At 59.6% G+C, this 12,530-nt stretch carries 11 protein-coding genes and 1 pseudogene; 7 read left to right on the top strand and 5 right to left on the bottom strand.

Translation table 11 applies throughout. From position 1 onward, the window contains the following. Positions 1-253: 253 nt before the first annotated feature. Together GUY40_RS28465 and GUY40_RS22765 are read right to left on the bottom strand one after the other, a co-directional pair. On the bottom strand, positions 254-1,060 hold the full coding sequence (locus GUY40_RS28465; protein WP_256675830.1) for an RHS repeat-associated core domain-containing protein: 807 nt from the start codon (positions 1,058-1,060) through the stop codon (positions 254-256). 112 nt (positions 1,061-1,172) lie between these two features. Beyond that, positions 1,173-1,463, bottom strand: a pseudogene (locus GUY40_RS22765) (IS110 family transposase); the annotation flags it as partial. Between the two features lie 563 nt (positions 1,464-2,026). Between GUY40_RS22765 and GUY40_RS22760 the strand changes: the two are divergent. The 4 genes from GUY40_RS22760 to GUY40_RS22750 all read left to right on the top strand — a co-directional run bounded on the left by GUY40_RS22760 (position 2,027) and on the right by GUY40_RS22750 (position 6,163). Continuing rightward, the gene (locus GUY40_RS22760) at positions 2,027-2,629 is read left to right on the top strand and encodes a DUF3077 domain-containing protein (protein WP_166571163.1); all 603 of its coding nucleotides are present in this window, start codon (positions 2,027-2,029) and stop codon (positions 2,627-2,629) included. Between the two features lie 154 nt (positions 2,630-2,783). Further along, on the top strand, positions 2,784-2,891 hold the full coding sequence (locus tag GUY40_RS28905) for a hypothetical protein (protein WP_371924948.1): 108 nt from the start codon (positions 2,784-2,786) through the stop codon (positions 2,889-2,891). A gap of 78 nt (positions 2,892-2,969) precedes the next feature. Further along, a complete protein-coding gene (locus GUY40_RS22755; protein WP_166571162.1) occupies positions 2,970-3,713 on the top strand; it encodes a metallophosphoesterase in 744 nt (247 codons plus the stop codon). Between the two features lie 89 nt (positions 3,714-3,802). Beyond that, on the top strand, positions 3,803-6,163 hold the full coding sequence (locus GUY40_RS22750) for a DNA polymerase II (protein WP_166571161.1): 2,361 nt from the start codon (positions 3,803-3,805) through the stop codon (positions 6,161-6,163). A 183-nt stretch (positions 6,164-6,346) separates the two neighbouring features. Here the strand turns inward: GUY40_RS22750 and GUY40_RS28900 are convergent, their stop codons facing one another. The 3 genes from GUY40_RS28900 to GUY40_RS22735 all read right to left on the bottom strand — a co-directional run bounded on the left by GUY40_RS28900 (position 6,347) and on the right by GUY40_RS22735 (position 9,223). Further along, a complete protein-coding gene (locus GUY40_RS28900; protein ID WP_166571160.1) occupies positions 6,347-7,018 on the bottom strand; it encodes an RHS repeat-associated core domain-containing protein in 672 nt (223 codons plus the stop codon). Positions 7,019-7,192: 174 nt separating this feature from the next. Further along, a complete protein-coding gene (locus GUY40_RS22740) occupies positions 7,193-8,575 on the bottom strand; it encodes an FAD/NAD(P)-binding protein (protein WP_166571159.1) in 1,383 nt (460 codons plus the stop codon). An 84-nt stretch (positions 8,576-8,659) separates the two neighbouring features. Continuing rightward, a complete protein-coding gene (locus tag GUY40_RS22735; protein WP_166571158.1) occupies positions 8,660-9,223 on the bottom strand; it encodes an XRE family transcriptional regulator in 564 nt (187 codons plus the stop codon). An 82-nt stretch (positions 9,224-9,305) separates the two neighbouring features. On the opposite strand from GUY40_RS22735, the gene GUY40_RS22730 reads away from it, so the two are divergent. The 3 genes from GUY40_RS22730 to GUY40_RS22720 all read left to right on the top strand — a co-directional run bounded on the left by GUY40_RS22730 (position 9,306) and on the right by GUY40_RS22720 (position 12,507). Further along, positions 9,306-10,250: a DMT family transporter gene (locus GUY40_RS22730; protein WP_166571157.1), complete on the top strand. Its 945-nt coding sequence runs from the start codon at positions 9,306-9,308 to the stop codon at positions 10,248-10,250. A 68-nt stretch (positions 10,251-10,318) separates the two neighbouring features. Next, entirely contained in the window at positions 10,319-11,119 is an 801-nt protein-coding gene (locus GUY40_RS22725) for an endonuclease/exonuclease/phosphatase family protein (protein WP_166571156.1), read from the top strand. Positions 11,120-11,433: 314 nt separating this feature from the next. Then, positions 11,434-12,507 carry an autotransporter outer membrane beta-barrel domain-containing protein gene (locus tag GUY40_RS22720; protein WP_166571155.1) on the top strand — a complete coding sequence of 358 codons (1,074 nt, stop codon included), beginning with the start codon at positions 11,434-11,436 and terminating at the stop codon, positions 12,505-12,507. Positions 12,508-12,530 lie beyond the last annotated feature (23 nt).

Genomic DNA, 12,530 nt, shown 5'->3' with positions numbered 1-12,530 from the left:
ATTTATCCGCGAATGAAGGCACCGCGGTTTTTCATGCATTGCGCGTCGTCTTCATTCGCGGATAAATCCGCTCCCACATGGATCTCGCCTTAACTGACTGGAATTGGGGCTTGCCCGCGAATGAGGACACCGCGTTTTTCAGGCATTGCTCGTCATCGTTCATTCGCGGATAAATCCGCTCCCACATGTACTGCGCCTTAACTGACTGGCATTGGGGAAAGTCAGACTAGAAACTTATTTCGGAGACAGGACACTAGCGTGGATGGTAGGTTGATTCCGTATGATAACGAGCGACTCTCCACTCATCACCCCATCCTCTGACCATATACTGATATGTATAAGTCTGTGCAACCGGACGTTTATCCCACCCGGGAAAATTATCAGGCCGATCAGGATTTAGAATCATTGCTCTTTTTTTTGCTTGTTCGAGGTGACTGGTATACGAGTCAAGATACTTAGCTTGCAGCCTTGAATACTTAGGATCTCCTTCTAAGTATTCGCGCCTAGGATACAGATCTGCGATTTTATCCCGCCAAAATTTAACATCTGGATTATTCCCATCCACAATAAATTTATCCTGTGCCCTCGTTTCAAGCGTTCGATTATCGCCATCCTTCACCTCGACCGTATGTATCGTTTTGCGCACTCGATCTTCCATTGTTTTTTCCGACCGCGCTTCGCCCCCCCATTTTTTCGTCCCCTTCCTGTTAGAGGTCAACCTCATGAAGAGTCGGCGAAAGATATTTTTATGTCCCGAAGGATCCACCCTATTGACAGGATCACCACCGCAATATGCATAGCAATTAATCCCCCCCTTCCCAAACGGGCTCCAACTATCGGGACCTCCAAACCTCATCAACACCGGATTAAACGCCCGATACCCATTCCCCAACAAATAACTACCCGTATGGATTTCAAGCCACTCACCCGTAAATGCCAAACCACCCGACGATGATTGAAAACCATAAGGAGTATAGCCTCCCCTCCTACGCAACACCGACCGCTCCTGATCAGTCGCCAGCAACATCACCGCACTGCTTTTACCCTGTCTTGAATCCATTGAGATGACTCCCGATCCACGTTGACGGAACGGCTCAAGAATCCTCCAGAACAACCCGCTTGCCTACCTAGCAGAACTGCTAGGTAGGCCCTCAAATTCTTGTAAATAGCGCTCAAAAGCTTCTAAGTTCCATGCCCAGCTTCCGTGCCTTGCGCAGCAAGGCGCGGAGTTGACGCTCTTGGCTTCTGGCTTCAAAAGCTTCCATGCCCTGTTCAACATAAGCCTGGCCTTTGGTCAGCATCGCGTAGATCAGGCGGGCCAGTTGATGGGCGGTGGCTTTGATCGCGCAACTGGTATCCATCCGTGACAACCGTGCCCGATGGCTGGCGCCGACGAAGCCTTTTTCATTGCGCGCATTTGAAGCGGCCTGTTTCAGTGCCTGGGCTGCGCGGTTGATGATTTTGGGGCCCCTCCTACAGGTTCCGGACCTTAACTGACTAGCGTAAGGATTCCCGCGATGGTACCGACGCGGTTCCAGCATCTACTGTCAAAAACTGCGTCTACCTCGGGCAGATTTCGGGGGCCTGCTCTGACGCCATCGCGACGGCCCAGCGTCCCAATAGCCTCTGCTCTACTGGACAAGCGATATTCCTACAAACATCAGCACCTTTTCCACCCAGTTACTGACATCAATCTCTAGCAACAACCAAGATCCAGGAAATACCCTACACACCCTGTCGGCACCCGCGAACTTGTCCCCTGGAAGTCATGCCCTTACGCTTTTTCGGTCGCTGAATGTTCAGTGATCGGGTTTGGTAGCCCGAAGATTTTCCAGGCGCGCAAGCGGTCATTTCCCATCGGCAGGCAGTCATTTTGTGCCCTTTGATGAGCGTCATGGCAGCTGTACGCAGGGCGCCCTCGGGTGCGCTGGGTTCCTGGAGTCCCGGTCTACCAACCTGCGTATAGCCGCCACCCTTTTCGTTTGGTAGCGATAGGTGGCCGCTTCATCACTTCGGGAGTTTCATCATGATGAAGATTGTTCCAGACCCGCCACCGCTTCGCCCCAGCACCATCATTCAAACCGCCCTAACCCCCTTTTGTTCCTGTAACGATGCTCATGAAGCTCTCTTCAATGTGTCAGCCGGGATACCCGCCGAAGATGCATTACGACATGTCGCTCAACATTTGCAATCCGCCTATCAAGCATCTCATCACATCTATGTGAACATCACCTGCGGTGATAACGGCCTGCATTGGGCGACCTTGTGGGCACTGGATGCGGCGAAAGTGCTCGTTGAAGCGCTGCGCGATGGCATAGACGATGCCGTGGTCAAGCCAACACCAGAAGGCGATGTGTTCGTACCCGGCACTGTGCGCAAAACGGCCAGCGCCCCTTTCTGTTTACTTGGCAGTGGTGACAAGCATCTCTTTAGCGTCCGAAGCCATGTACCGGCGGAAGATGTCTTGGTACATGTTTCGTTGTATCTGCAATCCGCCCATGCGACCGCCAACGAACTATGCCGACAGACGCCCAAGTCTGAAAAAGGCATGCACTGGGCTGCACTGCATGCCATTGAAGTCGCTCAGGCCTTGGTCGAAGCACTTTTGGATGGGTCGGATTCAGTGTAGAAACCAGCGGCCAGGCTGGCCTCAAAAGCTTCGCGGGCAAGCCCGTTCCCACAGAAGCCCTTACTTATCTTGAGAGTGGGCTTTTAATTGGAAACGGGCTTGCCCGCGAAAAATCTCATGGCCCCGTACAATCTCGACATCTTCCCGCTTCGAGGTGACCACGGTGGATGTACAAAAGGGCTTCGTCCTGACCCGCCACTGGCACAACACTCCCGAGGGTTCATATGACGGAGCCTTTTTCAACAGATTGCGAACAGCATAACGGCAACTGCGCTGTTCTAAATCGCAATAGAATCTTGCTACGCTGCAAACACCTTCTCTTTCAGGTTCGAGCCCAGACATGCGCCTGCGTATTCTTTCCGACCTCCACCACGAGCATTACAACGGTCGGCGGCCGCTGCCCAAGGTCGACACCGACGTGGTGGTGTTGGCGGGTGATATCCATACCCAACTTGAAGGCCTGCACTGGGCCCGCGACGAGTTTGCCGACACACCCATCATTTATGTGGCGGGCAACCATGAGTTCTACGACGGCGATCTGCCGGAGTTGACCCAGGCGATGCGCGAGACTGCGCAAGCGCTGGGGATTCACTTTTTGGAAAACGATGCGCTGGTGCTTGGCGAGGTACGTTTTCTGGGCGCCACCTTGTGGACTGACTTCGGCCTTTATGGCGAGGAAGGCATCGAGCCGGCACTCTCCAAGGCCTTGCGCCTTATGCCGGATTTTCACTGTGTGACTTATGGCGATGAGCCCTATAGCCCAGCGCTCAGCCAGCAGTTGTTCAAAGCTTCCAAAGAATGGCTCGCACGGCAACTGACCGCCCCCTTTACAGGGCCAACGGTGGTCATCACCCACCACGCACCCAGTACCCGGTCGATACCTGAGCAGTTTGAGGGCGATGCCCTGTCGCCGGCCTTTGCATCGAACCTGGAAGCGCTGGTGGCGCAGGCGGATTTATGGATTCATGGGCATGTGCATGAGCGCATGGACTACCGGATCGGCAGGTGCCGGGTGGTGGCTAATCCTGGGGCTTATCCCGGAGAGGACAGCGGGTTTGATGCAAGTTGGGTCATCGACGTGTAAGGCTTGAGGGCCCTATCCGCGGGCTTGCCCGCGAAATATCTCAAGGCCCTGTACAATCCTCGACATCTTCCCGCTTCGAGGCCACCACGGTGGATGTACAACAGGGCTTCGTCCTGACCCGCCACTGGCACGATACTCCCGAGGGTACGCACGTCAGCTTCTGGCTCGCGACCGACGACGGCCCGCGGCATGTGCGTGTGCCCCTGCAACCTTCCGTTGCCTTCATTCCCGCCGAACAGCGCCCGCAGGGCGAGGCCGTGCTGCGTGGCGAGCGCGGTGCAGAGCTGCGCCCGCTGGGCCTGCGCGATTTTCAGCGACGGCCGGTGCTGGGGCTGTATTGCCAGCAGCACCGCCAGTTGATGAACCTGGAAAAGCGCCTGAAGGCCGCCGGCGTCGAGGTCTACGAAGCCGATATCCGCCCGCCCGAACGCTACCTGATGGAGCGTTTTATCACTGCACCGGTCTGCTTTGGCGGCACGCCCCAGGCCGATGGCAGCCTGACGAATGCCCAGCTCAAGCCTGCAGAAGGTTATCGCCCGCCGCTCAAGCTGGTGTCGCTGGACATCGAAACCACCGCCCAGGGCGATTTGTATTCCATCGCTCTGGAGGGCTGTGGCCAGCGCCAGGTGTACATGCTCGGTCCGGCCAACGGCGATGCCAGCGGCGTCGACTTTGACCTCGAATACTGCGACACCCGTGGGCAACTGCTCGAACGCCTGAACCAATGGCTGGCCCGTCATGACCCGGACGCGATCATCGGCTGGAACCTGGTGCAGTTCGACCTGCGCATCCTCCACGAACATGCCCAACGTCTTAACGTGCCACTGGTGCTGGGCCGGGGTGGCGATGTGATGGGCTGGCGCGAACATGGCAGCCGCACCCACTACTTCGCCGCAGCGGCCGGACGATTGATCATTGACGGGATCGAAGGGCTGCGCTCGGCGACCTGGAACTTCCCCTCCTTCAGCCTGGAAAATGTCGCGCAGACGCTGCTGGGCGAAGGCAAGTCGATCGACACGCCCTACCAGCGCATGGACGAAATCAACCGCATGTTCGCCGAGGACAAGCCGGCGCTCGCGCGCTACAACCTCAAGGACTGCGAGCTGGTCACGCGGATTTTCGCCAAGACCCAGCTACTGACCTTCCTGCTCGAACGCGCCAGTGTCACTGGCCTGCCGGCGGACCGCAGCGGCGGTTCGGTGGCCGCCTTCTGCCATTTGTACATGCCGCTGATGCACCGCCAGGGTTTTGTGGCACCGAATCTCGGCACCTTGCAACCCGAGGCGAGCCCCGGCGGGTTCGTGATGGATTCTCGACCCGGCCTGTATGAGTCGGTGCTGGTGCTGGATTACAAGAGCCTCTATCCGTCGATCATCCGTACCTTCCTGATCGACCCGCTGGGGTTGGTGGAAGGTTTGCAGCACCCCTCGGCCGAAGAGTCGGTGCCGGGCTTTCGCGGTGCACGTTTTTCGCGCAGCAAGCATTGCCTGCCGGCGATTGTCGAGCGGGTCTGGCAGGGCCGCGAGACGGCCAAGCGCGAGCACAATCAGCCGTTGTCCCAGGCGCTGAAGATCATCATGAACGCCTTCTACGGGGTGCTCGGCTCCAGCGGCTGCCGCTTCTTCGACCCGCGCCTGGCCTCCTCCATCACCCTGCGCGGCCACGAGATCATGCGCAAGACTCGTGAGCTGATCGAAGCCCAGGGCTACTCGGTGATCTATGGCGACACTGACTCCACCTTCGTCTGGCTCAAAGGCCCGCACACCGAAACCGAAGCCGACGCGATCGGCCGGTCGCTGGTGCAACACGTCAACCAGTGGTGGCGCGAGCACCTGCGCGAAACGCTGGACCTGGACTGCGCCCTGGAACTGCAGTACGAAACCCATTACAGCCGCTTTCTGATGCCAACCATTCGCGGCGCCGAAGAGGGCAGCAAGAAGCGCTATGCAGGCCTGGTCACCCGCGCCGATGGCCAGCAGGAAATGGTCTTCAAGGGCCTTGAAACTGTGCGCACCGACTGGTCGCCGCTGGCCCGCGAGTTTCAGCAGGAACTCTATCAGCGCATCTTCCTGCGCCAGCCCTACCAGGACTATATCCGCGACTACGTGCGCCGCACCCTGGCCGGCGAACTGGACGAGGCCCTGATCTACCGCAAACGCCTGCGCCGGCGGCTCGACGATTACCAGCGCAACGTACCCCCGCATGTACGCGCCGCGCGCATGGCCGACGATTTCAACGACCGCCAGGGCCGCCCGCGGCAGTATCAGAACGGCGGCTGGATCAGCTACGTGATCACCGTGGCCGGCCCCGAACCGCTGGAGACCCGGCACTCGGCGATTGATTATGAACATTATCTGACCCGGCAACTGCAGCCGGTGGCGGATGCGATTCTGCCGTTTGTGGGGGATGATTTTGGTCGGTTGATTGATCGGCAGATGGGGTTGTTCTAGACCGGCACGGCCTCGGCGACCGCGCCAGTATTTTGAGAACTTTCAGGACAACAATATGGAGGGGGAAAGCGTTGTCCAGACAGTTAAGAATGAACCGACCGCTTGGTTCTGGAGTTCAAGCGAACGGCTGGACATTCTAGCAATGCATTACCATTGACGATGTCCCGGTGAATCATAAGGGGCTCAATTTATAACATTCGGCTCCCTGACTTTACTAACATCCGGCACCCATGTATCCCTACCACCAAGTGCGTACTGTTCAGGGGTTGGTGGCACCCACCGACCCGGACCTTGAGCAGATCGCCTAACGGGTATAGACATCATCGAGTTAGTAAACTCAGCTGAGGTACCCGTATAATTTTTCTTCATCAGTCGTGCGGCCTTGACCGCTGCTGGGTCCCTTAAATACGGCGCCTCCAATACAGAAGTTTTAATTGGTAGTAAACGCGGCGCCTCATCAGGAACGAGGGAAGACCGGACAGGTTTCGGAAATACAGTCCTGAAAATACGCGCCAAAGCACTAAAAAAAGAATGCCCCGAAGGGTCGATATTATTTATAGGATCTCCTCCACAATAGGCATAGCAACTCAATCCTCCATTCCCAAACGGGCTCCAACTGTCCGGACTATTAAACCTCATCAACACCGGATTAAACGTCCGATAACCGTTACCCAACAGATAACTCTCGGTCCTCGCTTCAGGTAAATGACCGTTAAACCCCAGCCCACTCCCCGACGCACGAAACCCATACGCCGTATAAACCGTGCGCGGGCGCCCTTGTGCCTGCAACACCGACCGCTGCTGATCGGTCGCCAGCAACGTCACCGCACTGCTTTTACTCTGCCTTGCATCCATTGAGATCACTCCCGATCCACGTTGACGGAACGGCTCAAGAATCCCCCAGAACAACCCGCTTGCCTACCTAGCAGAACTGCTAGGTAGGCGCTCAAAAGCTTCGCGGGCAAGCCCGGCTCCTACCGAGTTTGCGCGAATCCTAGATGTGGGAGCGAGGCTTGCCCGCGATTGGGGTCACACCAAACGCTGGGCCAGCGCCTTGGCCTGTAGCGCCACATCGGTCACGGCCGTGCTTTCCCACCACTGGCCGCGCAACGGCGGGCCAAGGCTGAACAGATAATCCGAGCGCTCACCGTCAGCGCCCAGCACCGCGCCATCGGGCGCGGCCGCGATGCCCAGTGCCAACGGCCCGGCTTGTACCAGCCCGCGTTCGAACAGCTTTTGCGGCAAGGATTTGTCCACTTTGCGCCAGTCGTACTGAATCCCGGTCGAGTTGATCAGCGCCGCCGCCTCCAGCCGCGTCGAATGCGCCTGCCCGCGAAAGCGCACGCGAATGCTCACCATGCCCTCGCCCACGGCCTCAAGCCCTTGCAGCGTGGCGGCACGAATGCGCAGACGGCCTTCGTCCAGCAAACGCTCGATCAACACCGCGCCCTGGGGTGGCGAGCGGTGATGATGGCTTTCCCACCAGGGCCGAAGATGGCGCACAAACTGGCGGCGTTGGACCTCGCTGGCCTGGCTCCAGAGCCTGCCGATATGCACCCGGACGGTGTCCAGCGGCGCCTGCCAGTCGATGCCCCGCTCGGCGGCCTTGCGGCATTCGGCGCGCAAGGCCCGCGACAGTTGCAGGGGGCTGCGCAGGCCAGTATCGGCCGCCAGAAAATCCGGCCAGCCCGGGGGTTGGCGGCGCACGTGAGGCAGCAGGCCATGGCGTGAGAGCACGTCGATTGGCCCCCGGTGCCCGGCCAGTTGCAACGACACCAGCGCATCGACCATGGTCAGGCCGGCGCCGATGATCAGCACCCGGCCGTGCGGGTCGAGCGCGCGCATCGCCGTCACATCCCAGGGGTCGACGGCCGCGGCATTCAGCTCGCCCGTCTCGCGCTGGGCGGTGCGCGACGCCGCGTACACACCGGTGGCCAGCACCACGAACCGGCCGCTGAGCAGGCGCCCGTCGCTGAGCAGCACCTGGGCGCCGGCATCGCCTGGCTGTACATCCACGGCCTCAGCTTGCACATGGGTCACGCTTGAGCCCGGGTTCAACGCCTGGGCTTCGGCCAGCCGCTGCTGCACATACAGGCCGAAGATGCCACGCGGGGGGAACAGTTCGGCCACCGGCAGATGCAGGCGGTCGGCCTCGGGCCAGCCACCAGCGGCCAGATAGGCCTGCAGCCACAGGGTCAGATCATCGGGGTTGTCGGGGTCGACGCTCATGCGCGCCGCGTTGGCATTGAGGGTGTGCTTGCGCTCGGTGGCGCTGTAGGCCTCGCCGCGGCCAAGCTCGCTGCGCGGCTCGATCACCAGCACGCGCCGCTTTCCCGGCAGCCGCAGCAGCTGCATGGCCAACAGCGTGCCGCTCAGGCCGCCACCGATGATAAGGATGTCTGCGTCGGGCATGGAAGGCTCTCGTGTCGGGAACGGAAGTGATGATAGACGCAAGCCGGTCACCCGATTAACTGACCGACACTAAAGTAGGAGTGCTCAAATCATCAGGTTGCGCACAAAGCGTGTCGCCACATCGCCGTCGTTTCGGTAGCCGTGCGCGCAGTTGCTGGCGTACATGTAAAACTCCCCCGGCCCCAGGCGATGCTGCTGATCGGTGATCAGCAAGGTCAGGCAGCCTTCGATGACGTAGACCTGTTCGCTCCAGCCATCGGCATCGGCTTCCGATTGGTAGACCTCGCCCGGTTCCAGGCGCCACTCCCACAGTTCCACTTCGCGGGTCGCCGTGGCGCTGGCCAACAAGATGCCCTTGCTGCCAGGGTGTTCGCCCGTCCATACCAGTTCGTTGATACGGCCAGAGCCACGGCTGTCGGGGGCGCGGATCAGATCGCTGAAGGCCACGCCCAGCGCTTCGGCCACCCGGTCCAGGGTGGTCAGGCTGACGTTCTTTTCACCGGCTTCGATGGCCACCAGCATGCGCCGGCTGACGCTGGATTTTTCCGACAGTGCGCTCTGGCTCAATTCGGCGGCCTGGCGGAGGCGACGGACATTCTGGCTGACGTGTTGCAGCACCGAAGCTCTTGGATTGGAATCTTTGTGCACTATATTGCTCACATAATGGGTTTGCGCAGTATACTGCCCACTTTGTCGCATTGTGCGTCGCCCCTCTTCCGTGTGCAAGGTCATGATTTCCGAGAACTCCCGGCGCCTGTCGCCCTCCTTCCGCTTGAGCAAAGCCGAGCTGGTATTGGTGCTGATCACCATCCTCTGGGGCGGCACCTTTCTGCTGGTGCATAACGTCATGACCGTCAGCGGCCCGATGTTTTTCGTCGGCCTGCGTTTCGGCGCCGCGGCCTTGTTTGTCGGCCTGGTCTTCATGCGCTCATTGCCGGGGCTGACCCTGACCGAACTCAAGGCGGGCGTTTTGATCGGCGCTTCGATCATGCTCGGCTACGGCTTGCAGACCATGGGCCTGCAGACCATCAGCAGCAGCCAGTCGGCCTTTATCACCGCCCTTTACGTGCCCTTTGTGCCGCTGTTGCAGTGGCTGGTGCTGGGTCGTCGGCCGGGGTTGATGCCGAGCCTCGGCATTGCGCTGGCCTTTGCCGGCTTGATGCTGCTGGCCGGCCCTGAAGGGACTTCCATTCACCTGAGTTCCGGTGAAATCGCCACCGTCGTCAGTGCCGTGGCGATCGCCGCCGAGATCATTCTGATCAGCCGGTATGCCGGCCAGGTCGATGTGCGCCGCGTCACCGTGGTGCAACTGGCCACCGCCTCGGTGCTGGCGTTCATGATGGTGGTGCCGACCCAGGAGGCGCTGCCAGACTTTTCCTGGCTGCTGGTGTCCAGTGCCATTGGCCTGGGCGCCATGAGCGCGGTGATTCAGGTGGCGATGAATTGGGCGCAGAAATCGGTCTCGCCGACCCGTGCCACCTTGATCTATGCCGGTGAACCCGTTTGGGCCGGTATCTTCGGGCGCATGGCCGGCGAGCGGCTACCGGGGATTGCGCTGTTGGGTGGCGCGTTGATCGTGGCGGCGGTGATTGTCAGCGAGCTTAAACTCAAGGCAAAACCTGGCGCCATCGAGGCGAACGACGACACGTTGCGCGAGCAGGAACCCAGCGCGTAAGCCATGGCCGGAACTGTGGGGGCCTTTGACAGTCGCAGTAGTAGGTACCGCGTCTTCAAGGAACGACCGTGTCTTTCGACCCGCTGGACGAAGCTGTCAAACCGCCCCCCTTCACCGCTCAACCCGCCGTGCAGCGCCTGCGAGTGCTGACCGTCAATACTCACAAAGGCTTCACCGCCTTCAACCGGCGCTTCATCTTGCCGGAGCTGCGCGAGGCGGTGCGCAGTACCCGCGCCGACCTGGTGTTTCTGCAGGAGGTGCTGGGCGATCATGAACGCCACGCCTCAAAATTCAGCAACTGGCCGCCCACCTCGCAGTACGAATTTCTCGCCGACAGCATGTGGAGCGACTTCGCGTACGGACGCAACGCCGTATACCCCAAAGGGCATCATGGCAATGCGTTGCTCTCCAAATACCCCATCGTGCGCCATCGCAACCTCGATGTGTCCATTACCGGCCCCGAACGCCGTGGCCTGCTGCACTGTGTACTGCAGGTGCCCGGGCACCACGAGGTGCATGCGATCTGCGTGCACCTGTCGCTGCTTGAAAGCCACCGTCAGTTGCAGTTGGGTTTGTTGCGGCGCTTGCTGGAGTCTCTGCCGGACACCGCGCCGGTAATCATCGCCGGTGACTTCAACGATTGGCAGCTGCGCGGCAATGCGCAAATGGCCAAGTGTTCAGACCTTCATGAAGCCTTTGAACATCACCACGGCCTTCTGGCCAAAACTTACCCGGCCCGCTTCCCATTGCTGCGCCTGGATCGCATTTACCTGCGCAATGCCCGCAGCCACGAGCCGCAAATCCTCGGCAGCAAACCCTGGACGCACCTCTCCGATCATCTGCCGTTGGCGGTAGAAGTGCATCTTTAGCAATGATTCGGCATAGCTAGCAGGGTTTAAATTCTGATGGGGGCTATCTCGCGTTTTTTATTCAAGATATTCAACGGTTTGTGACCCATGAATAGCCAGCTAACGGCAGGATTCATATTCTTGACGCAACCCCCGGCGTCTCCTTAGCTACAAGGTGCACAACCACTCGAAAGAGAACTTGCCAGGCCTCTAGCTCGCGCTTCTTGCGCGGGCCTGGGTTTGGCTTGCTGGCTTCGGCCGCCCCCTGTTTTTTTCAGATTGCAGCCGGCGTGACTCTTGGCCAGACCTTTGGTAGTCAAGAGAGGAGATCCGCCATGAGAAAACCATCGAACCCAATGGGCCTGGATTATGTTTTCTTAGCGATTTCCACGTCGGTGCTGCTCGCGACCCCTGTGGAATCCCGCGCATTCAGTCTTGAGGACGACGACTCGTACTTTGCCAGCACGCAGGCCATGCCCTTGCTCACCTTGCAGCCGCCCACCGCGGCCGGCCTGGCAGTCAATACCCTGGGTTCGTTGCAGGAACGGTTGGCCGATCGAAATCTGGAGCGTCATAACGATGATATCGCCAGCACCTGGAGCCAGTACTTCCCCGGAATCGGCCAGGCCCGGACCGCCACACCCTTGGAAACACGCTTCACCAACACCAACGCCAACGTGCAGATCAGCCCTGACCTGATCGTGCGTGAAAGCACCGATGGCAACACCCACCGCGCCGGCTTCTTCGTCGGTCATAACCGCATGCAGAGCGGCCTGGATGGCATGAGCCCACGGGGCAACGACAACAAGGGCGCGGTGAGCCTTGAAGGCCAGAGCCTTGGGGTGTATTGGACCATGGCCCATACCCAGGGCTGGCACCTGGATGCGGTGGCCATGGGTACCCGTTTTGACAGCATTGGCCGCGCCGACGACGGCAGCCGCCTCGACGGCAATGGCCATGCCCTGACCTTGTCGTTGGAGGGCGGCTATCCGATCACGCTGTCGAAAAACTGGGTGATTGAACCGCAAGCGCAAGTGATCAACCAGCAGTTCTTCCCCGGTGCCCAGGACCAGGCCGCGACCCTGCAGGCCTACGATTCGATGCCGACCTGGACTGGCCGGATCGGTGCACGCCTGTCCGGGCGCTATAGGGTCAGCGGCATGCCGTTGGAACCCTATGTACGGACCAACGTCTGGCACGACTTTTCCGGTGGCGACACCCTGAGCCTGGGCCAGGTCGACAAAATCAGCAGCGGCCGCAACGCCACCACCGTGGAGTTGGGTTTGGGGTTGGTGGCGCGGGTGAATCAGAAGGTGAGCGTGTTCGTCAGTGCCGATTACAGCAGTAACATCGATGACGATGACTTGAATGGGATGATCGGCAATATCGGGATGCGGGTCAGGTGGTAGGTGCTTCGCGGCTGACAATCCCA

The organism is Pseudomonas sp. R5(2019), from assembly GCF_009905435.1.
GTDB lineage: Bacteria > Pseudomonadota > Gammaproteobacteria > Pseudomonadales > Pseudomonadaceae > Aquipseudomonas.
This window is presented reverse-complemented; position numbering and strand designations above follow the sequence as displayed.